The organism is Streptosporangium nondiastaticum, from assembly GCF_003011965.1.
GTDB lineage: Bacteria > Actinomycetota > Actinomycetes > Streptomycetales > Streptomycetaceae > Streptomyces > Streptomyces nondiastaticus.
The window spans coordinates 1-14,903 of record NZ_PXWG01000086.1; the positions used below are offsets into that span (position 1 = coordinate 1).

General features: G+C 70.2%; 16 protein-coding genes, 1 tRNA gene and 1 riboswitch. Of the genes, 8 read left to right on the forward strand and 9 right to left on the reverse strand.

The features are described 5' to 3' along the window. Positions 1–2,246, forward strand: a 2,246-nt coding sequence (locus tag B7P34_RS24455) for a transglycosylase domain-containing protein (RefSeq protein ID WP_106679843.1), incomplete at its 5' end; no start/stop codon positions are given. A gap of 36 nt (positions 2,247–2,282) precedes the next feature. On the opposite strand, the gene B7P34_RS24460 is transcribed toward B7P34_RS24455, so the two are convergent. The 3 genes from B7P34_RS24460 to B7P34_RS24470 all read right to left on the reverse strand — a co-directional run bounded on the left by B7P34_RS24460 (position 2,283) and on the right by B7P34_RS24470 (position 3,551). Continuing rightward, a complete protein-coding gene (locus B7P34_RS24460) occupies positions 2,283–2,603 on the reverse strand; it encodes a DMT family transporter (RefSeq protein ID WP_106679845.1) in 321 nt (106 codons plus the stop codon). 32 nt (positions 2,604–2,635) lie between these two features. Further along, positions 2,636–2,700, reverse strand: a riboswitch (guanidine-III (ykkC-III) riboswitch). A 29-nt stretch (positions 2,701–2,729) separates the two neighbouring features. Continuing rightward, on the reverse strand, positions 2,730–3,032 hold the full coding sequence (locus tag B7P34_RS24465) for a GroES family chaperonin (RefSeq protein ID WP_058046871.1): 303 nt from the start codon (positions 3,030–3,032) through the stop codon (positions 2,730–2,732). Between the two features lie 198 nt (positions 3,033–3,230). Further along, on the reverse strand, positions 3,231–3,551 hold the full coding sequence (locus tag B7P34_RS24470; RefSeq protein WP_106679847.1) for a DUF3618 domain-containing protein: 321 nt from the start codon (positions 3,549–3,551) through the stop codon (positions 3,231–3,233). A 141-nt stretch (positions 3,552–3,692) separates the two neighbouring features. On the opposite strand from B7P34_RS24470, the gene bcp reads away from it, so the two are divergent. Further along, positions 3,693–4,160, forward strand: a complete 468-nt coding sequence (gene bcp, locus B7P34_RS24475; protein ID WP_106679849.1) for a thioredoxin-dependent thiol peroxidase — start codon at positions 3,693–3,695, stop codon at positions 4,158–4,160. A gap of 139 nt (positions 4,161–4,299) precedes the next feature. Here the strand turns inward: bcp and B7P34_RS24480 are convergent, their stop codons facing one another. Together B7P34_RS24480 and B7P34_RS24485 are read right to left on the reverse strand one after the other, a co-directional pair. Continuing rightward, positions 4,300–5,547: a sensor histidine kinase gene (locus tag B7P34_RS24480; protein WP_106679851.1), complete on the reverse strand. Its 1,248-nt coding sequence runs from the start codon at positions 5,545–5,547 to the stop codon at positions 4,300–4,302. Next, positions 5,547–6,080: a hypothetical protein gene (locus B7P34_RS24485; RefSeq protein ID WP_106679853.1), complete on the reverse strand. Its 534-nt coding sequence runs from the start codon at positions 6,078–6,080 to the stop codon at positions 5,547–5,549. Before B7P34_RS24485 ends, B7P34_RS24480 begins: the two co-directional genes overlap by 1 nt. 247 nt (positions 6,081–6,327) lie before the next feature. On the opposite strand from B7P34_RS24485, the gene B7P34_RS24490 reads away from it, so the two are divergent. The 4 genes from B7P34_RS24490 (at position 6,328) to B7P34_RS24505 (ending at position 9,409) form a co-directional block, all read left to right on the forward strand. Beyond that, a complete protein-coding gene (locus B7P34_RS24490) occupies positions 6,328–7,851 on the forward strand; it encodes an MFS transporter (protein WP_106679855.1) in 1,524 nt (507 codons plus the stop codon). 107 nt (positions 7,852–7,958) lie between these two features. Further along, positions 7,959–8,636: an HNH endonuclease signature motif containing protein gene (locus B7P34_RS24495; protein ID WP_106679857.1), complete on the forward strand. Its 678-nt coding sequence runs from the start codon at positions 7,959–7,961 to the stop codon at positions 8,634–8,636. Next, positions 8,633–9,343 (forward strand): HNH endonuclease signature motif containing protein, encoded by a 711-nt coding sequence (locus B7P34_RS39795; protein ID WP_106679859.1) that lies wholly within the window; start codon positions 8,633–8,635, stop codon positions 9,341–9,343. The genes B7P34_RS24495 and B7P34_RS39795 overlap by 4 nt, the downstream gene beginning before the upstream one ends. Then, a tRNA-Leu gene (locus tag B7P34_RS24505) sits at positions 9,334–9,409 on the forward strand. The genes B7P34_RS39795 and B7P34_RS24505 overlap by 10 nt, the downstream gene beginning before the upstream one ends. A 43-nt stretch (positions 9,410–9,452) precedes the next feature. On the opposite strand, the gene rdgB is transcribed toward B7P34_RS24505, so the two are convergent. The 4 genes from rdgB to B7P34_RS24525 all read right to left on the reverse strand — a co-directional run bounded on the left by rdgB (position 9,453) and on the right by B7P34_RS24525 (position 11,679). Continuing rightward, positions 9,453–10,055: an RdgB/HAM1 family non-canonical purine NTP pyrophosphatase gene (gene rdgB / locus B7P34_RS24510; RefSeq protein ID WP_106679861.1), complete on the reverse strand. Its 603-nt coding sequence runs from the start codon at positions 10,053–10,055 to the stop codon at positions 9,453–9,455. Between the two features lie 28 nt (positions 10,056–10,083). Beyond that, positions 10,084–10,467, reverse strand: a complete 384-nt coding sequence (locus tag B7P34_RS24515) for a hypothetical protein (RefSeq protein WP_106679863.1) — start codon at positions 10,465–10,467, stop codon at positions 10,084–10,086. A gap of 109 nt (positions 10,468–10,576) precedes the next feature. Continuing rightward, positions 10,577–11,308 (reverse strand): ribonuclease PH, encoded by a 732-nt coding sequence (rph, locus tag B7P34_RS24520; RefSeq protein ID WP_030369452.1) that lies wholly within the window; start codon positions 11,306–11,308, stop codon positions 10,577–10,579. A gap of 131 nt (positions 11,309–11,439) precedes the next feature. Continuing rightward, positions 11,440–11,679, reverse strand: coding sequence for a PTS glucose/sucrose transporter subunit IIB (locus B7P34_RS24525; RefSeq protein WP_286157508.1), 240 nt, complete (start codon positions 11,677–11,679; stop codon positions 11,440–11,442). A gap of 198 nt (positions 11,680–11,877) precedes the next feature. Here B7P34_RS24525 and B7P34_RS24530 point away from each other — a divergent pair, with 198 nt between their 5' ends. Further along, entirely contained in the window at positions 11,878–13,203 is a 1,326-nt protein-coding gene (locus B7P34_RS24530) for a PTS transporter subunit EIIC (protein ID WP_106679867.1), read from the forward strand. Between the two features lie 208 nt (positions 13,204–13,411). Then, positions 13,412–14,815 carry a PTS transporter subunit EIIC gene (locus tag B7P34_RS24535; protein WP_223268181.1) on the forward strand — a complete coding sequence of 468 codons (1,404 nt, stop codon included), beginning with the start codon at positions 13,412–13,414 and terminating at the stop codon, positions 14,813–14,815. Positions 14,816–14,903: the final 88 nt, after the last annotated feature.

Below are 14,903 nucleotides of genomic sequence, written 5' to 3' on the forward strand. Positions count from 1 at the left end.
AGCCGGGACGGCCGCGCCGCCCCGGCGACGGCGGCGACGGCGGACCGGGCGGGAACGGCAACGGCCGCCGCCCCCGCCGCACCGGCTGGCGCCGCCTCCTGCCCACCTGGCGCATGGTGGTCGGCGGCATCCTGCTCGTCGTCCTGCTCATCGCCGCCGGCCTCATCGCCGGCTACATGCTCGTGCAGATCCCCGCCGCCAACCAGGCCGCGGTCGCCGAGAGCAACGTCTTCCTCTACGCCGACGGCAGCCAGCTGGCCCGCGACGGCGAGGTCAACCGCGAGAGCGTGCCGCTCAGCAAGGTGCCCCGGGACGTGCAGCACGCCGTGCTCGCCGCCGAGGACCGCGACTTCTACTCCGAGTCCGCCGTCAACCCCGAGGCGATGCTGCGCGCCGCCTGGAACACCGTCACCGGAAAGGGCAAGCAGTCCGGCTCCACCATCACCCAGCAGTACGTCAAGAACTACTACCTGGGGCAGGAGCAGACGATCAGCCGCAAGGTGAAGGAGTTCTTCATCGCCATCAAGCTGGACCGCGAGGAGAGCAAGGACGACATCCTCGAAGGCTATTTGAACACCAGCTACTTCGGCCGCAACGCCTACGGCATCCAGGCCGCCTCACAGGCCTACTACGGCAAGGACTCCGACAAGCTGAACACCGCCGAGGGCGCCTACCTGGCCACGCTCCTCAACGCCCCCAGCCTCTACGACGTCGGCGCCCACCCCGAGAACCAGGCGCGCGCCACCGCCCGCTGGAACTACGTCCTCGACGGCATGGTCAAGAAGAAGTGGCTCAGCCAGGCCGACCGCAGCGCCATGAAGTTCCCCGCGCCCGGCAAGGCGAGGGCCCGGCTCGGCATGTCCGGCCAGCGCGGCTATCTGGTGGAGGCGGTCAAGGACTACCTCACCAGCAACAAGATCGTCGACGAGCAGACGCTCGCCCGCGGCGGCTACCGCATCACCACCACCGTCGAGAAGAAGAAGCAGGACGCGTTCGTCAGCGCCGTGCAGAAACAGCTGATGGACGAGCTCAGCGACGACCGCACCGTCGACCGGTACGTACGGGCCGGCGGGGCCTCCGTCGACCCGCGGACGGGCCGGGTCGTCGCCCTCTACGGCGGCATCGACTACACCAAGCAGTTCGTCAACAACGCGACCCGCCGCGACTTCCAGGTCGGCTCCACCTTCAAGCCGTTCGTCTTCACGTCCGCGGTCGCCAACGACGCCTCCACCCAGGACGGGCGCACCATCACCCCGTTCACCCTCTACGACGGCACCAACAAGCGCCCCGTGCAGGGCCCGAACGGGCCCGTCGGCTACGCCCCCGCCAACGAGGACGACCGCTCGTACGGGCAGATCACCGTCACCAAGGCCACCGACCTGTCCGTCAACGCCGTCTACGCGCAGATGGCCCAGGACGTCGGCCCCGCCAAGGTCAAGGACACCGCCGTCGCCCTCGGCATCCCGTCGAACACCCCCGACCTCAACGCCAACCCGTCCATCGCCCTCGGCGTCGCCAACGCCAGCGTCCTGGACATGGCCCAGGCGTACGCCACGCTCGCCAACCACGGGCGGCACGGCGCGTACACCCTCGTCGACAGGGTCACCAAGGGCGCCGAGGTCGTCCCGCTGCCGGGCCAGGACGTCAAGCAGGCCGTCACGCGCACCGCCGCCGACACCACCACCTCCATCCTGGAGAGCGTCGTCGACAACGGCACCGGGCGGGGCGCGCAGGCCGCGGGGCGGCCCGCGGCCGGCAAGACGGGCACCGCGGAGGACGACAAGGCGGCGTGGTTCGCGGGCTACACCCCCGACCTCGCGACCGTCGTCGCCGTGATGGGCCAGGACTCCGAGACCGGCGAGCACAAGTCGCTGTACGGCGCGGCCGGGCAGGCGCGCATCAACGGCGGCGGGTTCCCCGCCGACATCTGGGCCGCTTACACGGCGGCCGCGCTCTCCGGCACCTCCGTCAAGGACTTCGACCTGGAGCTGGAGAGCGGGGCCCGGATGCCCACCATGGAGCCGACGATCCCGGCGCCGCCGACGACCTCCGCGCCGCCGTCGATCCCGGCGCCGCCGACGCCGCCCACGCCGTCGTTCCCGCCACTGCCGCCGACCGGGCCGCCCACGGGCTTCCCGACCCGGCCGCCGACGGGGCCGCCGTCGATCCCGGGGCTCCCCACGTTCATCCCGAACGAGCCGAAGGGAGGAGGCGGGCTGGACGGGGGGCTGCTGGGCGACTACTGACGGGTCACGAACGGCCCGGACGGGCCGTTGGAGGGCTCAGTGCCCCGAGGTCGCCTTCAAACCCACCACCGCCACCAGCAGCAGCACAATGAAGAAGATCCGCGCCGCCGTGGCCGGCTCGCCCAGGACCAGCATGCCCAGGACCGCCGCGCCGGCCGCGCCGATGCCCACCCACACCCCGTAGGCCGTACCGATGGGCAAGGATTTCGCCGCCTGTGACAGCAGCACCATGCTGGCGGCGATACCCGCGATGGTGAACACGCTCGGCCACAGCCGCGTGAACCCGTCGGTGAACTTCATGCCGATCGACCAGCCGACTTCAAGCAGACCGGCGACGGCGAGCAGGACCCATGCCATGACGGCACCTCCGTGGAGAAAGAGCTTCCAGGGGTGCGTCGTCTTGTCCTGACCCGGTACGGCGCGTCTCGTCGGGTACCTACGACCGTAGCAAACCCGGAGGAGACCAGCTCGGAGGAGACGAGCTCAGAGGTAGAGCCCCGTGGAGTCCTCGGACCCCTCCAGCCGCTCCGCCGCCACCGCGTGCAGGTCGCGCTCGCGCATCAGCACGTACGCCACGCCCCGGACCTCGACCTCCGCGCGGTCCTCGGGGTCGTACAGCACCCGGTCGCCCGGCTCCACCGTCCGTACGCTCTGCCCGACCGCCACGACCTCGGCCCAGGCCAGCCGGCGGCCCACCGCCGCCGTCGCGGGAATGACGATGCCGCCGGAGGACCGGCGCTCGCCCTCCGGGATGTCGGTCCGGACCAGCACGCGGTCGTGCAGCATCCGGATGGGCAGCTTGTCGTGGGTGGTGTTCGTACTCACGCAGACGACCGTACCCGCCCGCACGCGGCACCGCGGCCACAGATCGCGGATCCGCGGATGTGACCTACGCCCCGGACGCGCTCCGGCTACGTCCCGCCTACGCTCCGCCCGGGCACCCGCCCGGGTCTCCGCCCGCTTCCCGGGCCTGCTTCCCGCCGCCTACTTCTCGTGCTTGCGCGAGGACACCGCGATCAGGCCGATCACGCCCACCGCGACCATCGCCACCGGCACGATCCGCTCCAGCCGCGGCGCGCCGTCCTCCGTCGTGAGGCGCGCCTTCACGTCCGAGACCAGCCGGTGCGCCGTGGCGCAGGCGCGGCCCGCGGTGTGGTCCACCTTCGCGGCGACCTTCGCCTTGGCGTCGCCCATGATCGTGGCCGGGTGCATGCGCACGCCGATCTCGTCGAGCGTCACGGCGAGCTCGCTCCGCCTGCGGGCGATGTCCGCCTCGATCTGCGCAGGGGTCCTGGCATCCGACACCGCGCTGCCTCCGTCGTCTCGATAAGAGTGATGATGAGTGATGACGACAGTCTGTCAGCTCACCGGACGCCGTGCCCCGCGGCACCCCCGATCGGGCCGGTGGCTACGCTCGGGACGCAGGCCCACGACCCGAGGAGAGCCATGAGCGAGCGACTGCAGCCCGGCGACACCGCCCCCGCCTTCACCCTTCCCGACGCCGACGGCAACCCGGTCTCGCTCGCGGACCGCAAGGGCCGCAAGGTGATCGTCTACTTCTACCCCGCCGCGCTCACCCCCGGCTGCACCAAGCAGGCCTGCGACTTCACCGACAACCTCGACTTCCTCGCCGGCCACGGCTACGACGTGATCGGCGTCTCCCCCGACAAGCCGGAGAAGCTCGCGAAGTTCCGCGAGAAGGAGGACCTCAAGGTCACGCTCGTCGGCGACCCCGAGAAGAAGGTCCTGGAGGCGTACGGCGCGTTCGGCGAGAAGAAGCTGTACGGGAAGACGGTGACCGGTGTCATCCGCTCGACGGTGATCGTCGACGAGGAGGGCAAGGTCGAGCGGGCGCTGTACAACGTGAAGGCCACGGGGCACGTAGCGAAGATCATCAAGGACCTGGGCCTGTAGGGACCGACCGACCCGGGGTTCCACCCCGGCCCTCAATCGCCGGACGGCTCGGGTCTTGCTGAGCCCAGCAAAAAATCCAGCCCGTCCGGCGTTTGAGGACGCCCGCCGCAGGCGCAACGAGCCCGCACCGCATACGCCATCACTCGCCCTCCGCAGGAGCCCCCGCCTCCGCCTCCGGAAGATCCAGAACCGCCCGCGCCCCGCCGCCCTCCGCCGTGCCGAACTCCAGCCGCGCCCCCAGCACCACCGCCTGGCCGACGGCGATCGTCAGCCCCAGGCCGTGCCCCGTGCCCCGCTCCGGCGCCGCCGTGCGGAAGCGGCGCGGGCCCTGGTCCACCAGGTCCGGCGGATAGCCGTCACCGTGGTCGCGCACGACGATCCGGGTGCCCTCCACCGTGACCTCGATCGGCGGCTTCCCGTGCTTGGCCGCGTTGGCCAGGATGTTCACGAGGATGCGCTCCACGCGGCGGGCGTCCGTCGCCACGATCCGGCCCTCGCCGACCACCTCGACCGCCACGTCGTCCACGCCGCGCTGGCCCTGCGCCCGCTTGACGATCCCGCGCACCAGCGACGGCAGCTCCACCGCGTCGAGCTGGGCGCGCTCCCGGCCGGCGTCCAGCCGGGACACCTCCAGCAGGTCCTCCACGAGCACCCGCATCGTCTGCGCGCGCTCGCGCACCATCTCCACGGCGCGCGGGTGCGGCAGCAGCTCCGCCGAGGCCACGAGCCCGGCCACCGGCGTGCGCAGCTCGTGCGCCACGTCCGCCGTGAACTCGCGCTCCGCCTCCACACGCGCCGCCAGCGACGTCGCCATGTGGTGGACCGAGCGGCCCAGCTCCGCGACCTCGTCCCGGCCGCCCGCCGCCAGCGCCTCCGCGTCCGGCGGCTCGCCCGCGGCGATCCGGCGGGCCGCGGCCGCGCTGTGCCGCAGCCGCCGCGACAGGCTCTGCGCCACGAACCAGGCGACCACCGCCATCAGCGCCACCGTCGCCGCGCCCGCCACCAGCAGCGCCTTGTCCAGCGCCGTCATCAGGGGATCGCGGTCCGGGTACGGGGCGGAGACCGAGAGCACCTTGTCGCCGCCGACGGCCGTGGCCGCCCACACCCGCGGGTCCTCACCGCCGCTGATGTACGTGCCCGAGCGGCCCCGCGCCACGGCCTTGGCCAGCGGGAACGGCAGTGCGGCGTCGTCCAGTTGGGCGCCCAGGGCGAGGGTGCTGTCGCGCTGGTAGATCTGCAGGGCCGAGCTCAGCAGGTCGTCCTGGTAGGCCTGGGCCTGCCGGTCGCGCTCCGCCGCGGAGATGTGGTGCACGGCCAGTCCCAGCACCACGACGGCGAGCGCTGTGACGAAGGAGATCGCGAGGGCGATCCGGCCACGGATACCCATCACGCGATCGTGTACACCTCTTTCGCCTTCGCATGGGGGGTGGCGCCCGTATAGCTGACCTCGATGCCCGTGAAGGCCATCATGCCGTCGACCTTCGTGACGTCGTAGAGCCGCAGCCGCGCCGGGAAGGAGGCGGGCGAACCGCTGCCCGTGGCGCCCGAGACGAGCACCGTGCCGTAGCCGTCGGCACCGTCGGCACCGAACGAGCTCCACTTGATGTCACTGGCCACCACGCCGGCGTTCGAGCAGTTCAGCGTGATGATCTTCGGCTCGACGACCGGCTTGCCGACCCCGCACTCGCGCACGCCCGGCAGCTCCTGCGGCGCCGGAGTGTCCTCGGCCGTCGACGCCTCCGGACCGTGCGGCGGGTGCGACTTCTGCGCGGCCGCCGTCTTGGGGGCATCGGCCACCGCGTCCGACCGGTCACCGGCCGCGCTCACCCACAGGCCGCCGATGGCCGGCACCGTCACCACCGCGAAGATCGCCAGGGCGGTGCGCATGCCGGGCCGGCGGAGCGCCACACGGTCGGCCATCGGCCTCTCTCTCTGGTGTCTTGCGGGTCTTCCGGGGTCCGGCTGTGCGGCCCCGCTGTGAGGGACGGTGAAATCGGGCCGCGCGTTCCCTTCATGCCTATATCAGCTTCCGCCGCACCCCGCCCCGCGGGCGGGCCGCCGGGCGTGACCAATCTCCCTCTCGGGGGGCGCACCGGTTTGAGCGGCGGCGCAGCGTGCAGACGCAGGCGCGTACGTAGTCACCGCCGAAGCGTGAGGGGGCCGAGCCGTGCCCAACGGCAGCAGCACCGAAGCCGAGACCGGAAACGGGAACGGGAACGGCAACGGGCACACGAACGGACATGGCAACGGCCACGACCCGGCCGCGGTCAGACGCCACCCGGCCCTCTTCCGGGCCGTCGCCCGCCGCCGCAACCCCCGGCTGCGGCGCACGGACATCACCGTCACGGACGAGCGGACCGTGAGACGCGCCGTCAAGGCGGCCGCGCTCGGCAACGCCATGGAGTGGTTCGACTTCGGCATCTACAGCTACCTCGCCGTCACCCTCGGGGACGTCTTCTTCCCGTCGGGCGACGACACGGTGCGCCTGCTGTCGTCCCTCGCGACCTTCGCCGTGGCGTTCCTCGTCCGGCCGCTGGGCGGCATGTTCTTCGGGCCGCTCGGCGACCGGGTGGGGCGCAAGCGCGTCCTGGCCCTGACGATGGTGCTGATGGCCTCCGGCACCTTCGCCATCGGCCTGATCCCCTCGTACGCGGCGATCGGCTTCTGGTCGCCGGTGCTGCTGATCTGCTTCCGGATGCTGCAGGGCTTCTCGACGGGCGGCGAGTACGGGGGCGCGGCGACGTTCATCGCCGAGTACGCGCCCGACAAGCGCCGCGGCTACTTCGGCAGCTTCCTCGAATGCGGCACCCTCGCGGGCTACATCGGCGCGGCGGGCCTCGTCACGGCCATGACGTCGGCGCTCGGCGGGGCGGCGATGACGGACTGGGGCTGGCGGATCCCCTTCCTCGTCGCGGGGCCGCTCGGGCTCGTGGGCCTCTACCTGCGGCTGCGGCTGGAGGACACCCCGGCGTTCCAGAAGCTGGCGGAAGAGGAACCGGCGGGCGGCGGCACCGAGCTCAAGCAGATCTTCACCACCCAGTGGGCGCGGCTGCTGCTCTGCGTGGTCCTGGCCGGGGCGTACGGCATCACGGACTACATGCTGCTGTCGTACATGCCGACGTACCTGACCGACCAGCTCGGCTACGACGACACGCACGGCCTGCTGATCCTCATCGCGACGATGGCGCTGCTGATGACGGTCATCACGTGCGTGGGGCGGCTGAGCGACCGCATCGGGCGCAAGCCGCTGCTGATGGCGGGCATGGGCGGCTTCGTCGTCCTGTCGGTCCCGGCGTTCCTGCTGCTGAAGCAGGGCGGCCTGGCCGCGGTGTCCGGCGGCATGCTGATGCTGGGCCTGCCCCTGGTGTGCCTCCTGGGCACCATGTCCGCCGCCCTCCCCGCCCTCTTCCCCACCCCGGTCCGCTACGGCTCCCTCGCCATCGGCTACAACCTCTCCACGTCCCTCTTCGGCGGCACGACCCCGCTGGTGATCACGGCCCTGATCCACGCCACGGGCAGCGACATGGCGCCCGCGGTCTACACGGCGGGAGCGGCCCTCGTCGGCATGGTCGCGGTCGCCTTCATGCGCGAGACGGCGCGCCGGCCGCTGGAGGGGTCACCACCGGCGGTGGCGACGAAGGAGGAGGCGGAAGAGATCGTCACTTCCCGGGCTCCCGACCCGAAGTTCTGATGTTTCGCACATTTGGCGTAACTGTCGGGTGGGTGTGTCGTTGATGGGTTCGAGATCGCGAACGGATACGCGGTCGCGCACGTCGCATCGACAAGGGGGAGGGCGCCATGCCTGTCAGCCCGTACACACGCGAGGTTCTGGCGGAGGCGGCGGGGACGTCACGGACGTTATCGGAGGCGCTGGAGAGGCTGGGGGTGGATCCCAAGGGATCGCGGAGGGCCTACCTGCGCGACCGCATGAAGAAGCTGGGAGTGGACACGTCGCACTTCGAGCGCGAGGGGATTTGCTGGACGAGGGAGACCCTTGAGGCGGCGGTGGCCGCGTCATCCAACATGTGCGAGGTGCTGCGGCACCTCGGCATCGACGTCGTCGGTGGTCACCACACTCACATCAGCCGCCGCATCCGGTGCCTGGGTATCGATACGTCGCACTTCAGGGCCCCAGCCTCCGGGGGCAGGAAACGGAAGCGCTCTCCAGAGGATCTGCTCACCGTGCAGACCTCGCCCAAGGCGCGCCGTGAGCAGAACTGCCGCCTGAAGGCAGCCATGCTGGCACTCGGAGTGGTCGACCGCTGCGCGATGTGCGGCATCGAGGCCACCTGGCAGGGCTACCCCCTGCCGCTGGAGGTCGACCACATCGACGGAGACTGGCGCAACAACCGCATCGAGAACCTGCGGCTGGTCTGCCCCAACTGCCACTCGACGACGGATACCTACCGCGGCCGCGGGACGGCTCGACACGCCGGTGCCCGCCGTGCAGCGGGCACCGGCGGTGAGAACGGATGAGCAGCGGCACGCAGTACACGCGTGAGCGGCTGGTCGAGGCCGCTCGAACATGCACCACCATCAATGAGGTCATAGCCTTCTTCGGCAGTCGGCCCTATCGCCACCTGCCTCAGTACCTCTACCGGCGATTCAAACACTACGGAATCGACGTCTCGCACTTTCCTCGTCGGCCGTACCGCAGAGGCAGACCGCGCCCCGAAACCCTCCGCGACGCGGTGTCACAGTCCGTGTCCCTCGCTGAGACGCTGAGACGGCTGGGCCGGAAGGACACCGCCGGTCAACGTTCCCGAGTGCGTCAGTGGATAGCCGAGGACGGCCTCACCACTTCTCACTTTCTCGGTCAAGCCCACCAGCGCGGCAAGCCCGGCCCGACTCCCAGAAAGACCCCGGAGGAACTGCTCGTCAAACACAACGGCGAGCGCCGAACCAAGACGGCGCTGCTCCGCCGAGCACTGCGGGAGATCGGCGTGCCTGAGGAGTGTGCACGCTGCGGAACCGGCCCTGTGTGGCAGAGCAAGCCCATGACGCTGGAGATCGATCACATCAACGGCGACTGGAGCGACGACCGCCGAGAGAACCTCCGGCTGCTCTGCCCCAACTGTCACGCGATCACAAGCACCTGGTGCCGCGGAGGGCGTCAGCGACGCCCAGCCCCTCCCGCTGGCACTGACAGCAGCAGGACCAGTAATCTAGCCGTGGGGCCGTAGCCCAACTGGCCAGGAGGCGCCACTTTTAGGTAGTGGACAGTGCGAGTTCGAATCTCGTCGGCCCTACATCCGGTGTGTGGCACCCGCAGTGCGGGTGCCACACACCGTCTCAGCCCAGCAGCTCCCGCACCACCGGCACCAGCGCCCGGAACGCCTTCCCCCGGTGGCTGATCGCGTTCTTCTCGTCCGCCGTCAGTTCCGCGCACGTGCGGGTCTCGCCGAGCGGCTGCAGGATCGGGTCGTAGCCGAAGCCGCCGCCGCCCGCGGGCTCGTGGCGCAGCGTGCCTTCCAGGCGGCCCTCGACGACGCGCTCCGTGCCGTCCGGGAGGGCCAGGGCCGCGGCGCAGGCGAAGTGGGCGCCGCGGTGTTCGTCGGCGATGTCGCCGAGCTGGGCGAGGAGGAGGTCCAGGTTGGCCTTGTCGTTGCCGTGGGCGCCGGCCCAGCGGGCGGAGAAGATGCCGGGGGCGCCGCCGAGGACGTCGACGCACAGGCCCGAGTCGTCGGCGACGGCGGGGAGGCCGGTGGCGCGGGCGAGGGCGTGGGCCTTGAGGAGGGCGTTCTCGGCGAAGGTGACGCCGGTCTCCTTGACGTCCGGAATGTCGGGGTAGGCGTCGGCGCCGACCAGCTCGACGCCGAGGCCGGCGGCCTCCAGGATGGCGCGGAGCTCGGTGACCTTGTTGGCGTTGCGGGTGGCGAGGATCAGGCGCTTCATGGGGCGATTATCCCGGGCCGCTCCCGGTCTACTTCGACGTGCACACCTTGGAGAGCTCTCCCGCCGCGTCGGTGACCGGCGTCAGGTCCGGGGTCTTGTCGTCGCGCAGGGCGTCGCGAACGTTCCCGACGGCCTTCTGGAGGTGGTCGAGGGCCTTGCCGACGTCGACGTTGCTGCTCTTGTCCTTGAGCTTCTTCGTGTCTTTCTCAAGGTTGTCGAGGATCTTGTTCGCGTTGTCGGTGTCGCTCGCCGTGTCGGTGACGCTGCGCTGGAGGTCGTCGACGTCGTCGGATATCTCGATGCCGAGGCGGGCGCAGTCCACGGCCTTCTGGGCGGTGGAGCAGCCGGCCGCGAGCGGCACGGCGACGAGTGCTGCGGCGGCCAGTGCCAGTGCTGTCTTGCGTGCGGGCATGAGGGCCCCTCCCCTGTGGGTACGGCTACGGGCGTACGGCCCGGATGTTCCGGCCGTACGCCCGTAGGAACGCCGGTGATCCCTCCGGCGGTTGCTTTACACGCCTGCTTTACAGCGTCGCCGCGAGGGCCTCGCGCTGGGCCGCGTCGAGCGCGGTGCAGCCGGTGACGGCGAGGTCGAGGAGGGCGTTGAGCTCGTCGCGGGCGAAGGGCTCGGCCTCGGCGGTGCCCTGGACCTCGACGAAGCGGCCGTCGCCGGTGCAGACGACGTTCATGTCGGTCTCGGCGCGGACGTCCTCCTCGTAGCAGAGGTCGAGGAGCGGGACGCCGTCGACGATGCCGACGCTGACCGCGCTGACGGTGCCGGTGAGCGGCTGCCGGCCGTGCTTGATGAGCTTCTTGCCCTGGGCCCAGGTGATGGCGTCGGCGAGGGCGACGTAGGCGCCGGTGATGGCGGCGGTGCGGGTGCCGCCGTCGGCCTGGAGGACGTCGCAGTCGAGGACGATGGTGTTCTCGCCGAGGGCCTTGAAGTCGATCACGGCGCGCAGGGAGCGGCCGATGAGGCGGGAGATCTCGTGGGTGCGGCCGCCGATCTTGCCGCGGACGGACTCGCGGTCGCCGCGGGTGTTGGTGGAGCGGGGCAGCATCGAGTACTCGGCGGTGACCCAGCCCTCGCCGCTGCCCTTGCGCCAGCGCGGGACGCCCTCGGTGACGCTGGCGGTGCAGAAGACCTTGGTGTCGCCGAAGGAGATGAGGACGGAGCCCTCGGCGTGCTTGCTCCAGCCGCGCTGGATGGTCACGGGGCGGAGCTGGTCGGGCGTGCGGCCGTCGATGCGAGACATGGTGATGAGCCTACTGGCATCGGGGCAAGGCGAAGGGCCCCGTTCCGGATGGCGGTGCGTATGTCACGTATGCACGTATTCCGGGCGGGGCCCCTGGCGGTGGGCCGCAGGGCCGGGTGAGCCTCAGCGGCTCACATCATGTCTTCGATCTCCGCGGCGATCGGGTCGGCGTCGGTGCCGATGACGACCTGGATGGCGGTGCCCATCTTGACGACGCCGTGGGCGCCGGCGGCCTTGAGGGCCGCCTCGTCGACGAGCTCGGGGTCGTTCACCTCGGTGCGGAGCCGGGTGATGCAGCCCTCGATCTCCTCGATGTTGTCGATGCCGCCGAGGCCGGCGACGATCTTCTCAGCCTTGCTGGCCATGTGCACTCCTGGTTGTCTTCGGCCCTTCGGCGGTACCACCGAGCGGCTTCCCCACGGTAAACCACGTTCAGCCCAACTACGCGAGCGAAATGTCCGCCATCCGGCAAATGATGGCGACACCCGCAAGCGCGCATAAGTGGTCTACACCAGTATGCGGCAAGCACCGAGTGGACCGTCGCCGGGGCGGCGGCCGGAAGGACGCAGATGAGCACGGACGCCGCGGCCGCCCCGCGTCAGAGCCGGTGGCGCGAGCGCTGGCAGACCCTCTTCTCGAACCTGCAGAAGATGGGCCGCAGCCTGCAGCTCCCCATCGCGGTGCTCCCGGCCGCGGGCATCCTGAACCGGCTCGGCCAGCCGGACGTCTTCGGCAAGGACGGGCTCGGCTGGACGGACGTGGCGAAGGTCTTCGCGGGCGCGGGCGGCGCGCTGCTGGACTCGGCGCTCGGCCTGCCGCTGCTGTTCTGCGTGGGCGTGGCCATCGGCATGGCGAAGAAGGCGGACGGCTCGACGGCGCTGGCGGCCGTGGTGGCCTTCCTCGTCTACTTCTCCGTGCTGCACCAGTTCCCGGAGGACTGCCCGCACGAGTCGAAGTTCGGCGGGGCCGGGCTGTGGAGCGGGGTGTGCGTCTCCATGGGCGGGCAGGCGTCCCCTGCGAGCTTCCAGAACCCCGGGGTCTTCGGCGGCATCGTGATCGGCCTGCTGAGCGCGTGGTTCTGGATGCGCTTCCACCGGGTGCGGCTGGTGGACTGGCTGGGCTTCTTCAACGGCCGCCGGCTCGTGCCGATCCTGATGTCCTTCGTCGCGCTGGCCTTCGCGGTCGTCTGCCTCTTCGTCTGGCCGCCGGTCGGCGACGCGCTGACGAGCTTCAGCAAGTGGCTGTCGGACCTGGGCTCGGCGGGGGCGGGCGTCTTCGGCGTCGCGAACCGGGCGCTGCTGGTGGTGGGGCTCCACCAGTTCCTCAACACCTTCATGTGGTTCCAGTTCGGCGACTACACGAAGCCGGACGGCACGGTGGTGCACGGCGACATCAACCGCTTCCTGGCGGGCGACCCGCACGCGGGCCAGTTCACGACGGGCTTCTTCCCGATCATGATGTTCGCGCTGCCGGCGGCGGCGCTGGCCATCGCGCACTGCGCGAAGCCGCACCGGCGCAAGGCGGTCGCGGGCATGATGCTCTCGGTGGGCCTGACCTCCTTCGTCACGGGCATCACGGAGCCCATCGAGTACTCGTTCCTCTTCATCGCGCCGGCGCTGTACGTGGTGCACGCGCTGCTCACGGGCGTGTCGATGGCGGTGAGCTGGGGGCTGGGGGTGCACGACGGCTTCAGCTTCTCGGCGGGCCTGATCGACTACGTGATCAACTGGGGGCTGGCGACCAGGCCGTGGCTGATCATTCCGATCGGGCTGTGCTTCGCGATCGTCTACTACGCGATTTTCCGGTTCGCGATTACGAAGTTCGACCTGCCGACTCCGGGGCGTGAACCGGAAGAGCTGGCGGAGGAGATCGAGCGCGGCAACGTCAAGGACTAGCTGCACTGTGAAGGGGTAATCGCTCCCCGTCACGAGCCCCCGGAGGCGCGCCGCCGGGGGCTTTCCGCTGTGTCGGAAGCCACCGGGAAGCACGGATTCCTTTATCCCGGACTCACGTGCTACAACATGGTCTAAACCACTGAGTGGTGTAGACCAAAAGCGGGCCACCCCCCTTCCCCCGAGCGCCCGCCTCACCTGGAGGAATCCGATGAGTAAGAGCGCCAAGGCGGCAAAGGCGGCGCCTGACGACGCCGCTTCGCCGGAGAAGAAGGCCGCGGAGAAGCCCTCGGACAACACCCCGGCGGACGAGAAGCCGACGGACAAGAAGCCGGCGGACAAGAAGCCCGCGAAGAAGAAGGACGCGGCCCCGGCCGAGAAGAAGAAGTTCGGCGCCGGCGCCATGGCCGTCGCCCAGCGCATCGGCCGCAGCCTCATGCTGCCCGTCGCCGTGCTCCCCGCCGCGGCGCTGATGGTCCGCCTCGGCCAGGGCGACATGCTGGGCAAGGAGTCGTTCCCGGCGTTCCTCAACAAGATCGCCGAATTTATGTCCGCGGGCGGCGGCGCGATCCTCGACAACATGGCGCTGCTGTTCGCCGTGGGTGTCGCGATCGGCTTCGCCAAGAAGTCGGACGGCTCCACGGCCCTGGCCGCCGTGGCCGGTTACCTGGTCTTCTCCAAGGTGCTCGGCACCTTCACCGACGGCAGCCTCCCCAAGAAGGAGGCCGTGGTCGACCACAAGGTCGTCATGGTGGAGCAGGCCGTCGACGCCAAGGTCCTCGGCGGCGTCGTGATGGGCCTCGTGGTCGCGCTCATATACCAGCGCTTCTACCGCACGAAGCTGCCGGACTGGGCGGGCTTCTTCGGCGGCCGCCGCCTGGTGCCGATCCTCTCCTCCTTCGCGGGTCTGCTCATCGGCGTCGTCTTCGGCTACATCTGGCCGGTGCTCGGCACGGGTCTGCACAACTTCGGTGAGTGGCTGGTCGGCTCGGGCGCGGTCGGCGCGGGCATCTTCGGCGTCGCCAACCGCGGTCTGATCCCGGTCGGCATGCACCACCTGCTGAACTCCTTCCCGTGGTTCCAGGCCGGCTCGTACGACGGCCCCAAGGGCACCGTCAACGGCGACATCGCCCGCTTCCTCGCCGGCGACCCGAACGCCGGCCAGTTCATGACCGGCTTCTTCCCGATCATGATGTTCGCGCTGCCGGCCGCGTGCCTCGCGATCGTGCACTGCGCCCGCCCCGAGAACCGCAAGGTCGTCGGCGGCATGATGTTCTCCCTCGCGCTCACCGCGTTCGTCACCGGCGTGACCGAGCCGATCGAGTTCACGTTCATGTTCGTCGCGCCGGTGCTCTACGCGATCCACGCGGTCCTGACCGGTGTCTCGATGGCCCTGACCTGGGCACTCGGCATGAAGGACGGCTTCGGCTTCTCGGCCGGCGTCATCGACTTCCTGCTGAACCTGGGCATCGCCTCGAAGCCGTGGCTGCTGGTCCTCGTGGGCCTGTGCTTCGCCGCGATCTACTATGTGGTCTTCCGCTTCGCCATCCTGAAGTTCGACCTCAAGACGCCCGGCCGTGAATCCGAGGAGGAGTCGGCCGAATTGAAGGCCTGACGCCTCGCCTGAACACCGCAGGTAAATGCCCCCGAAATCCCATGGATTTCGGGGGCATTTGCGTATGTGTTTATGGAATGCAAAAGAA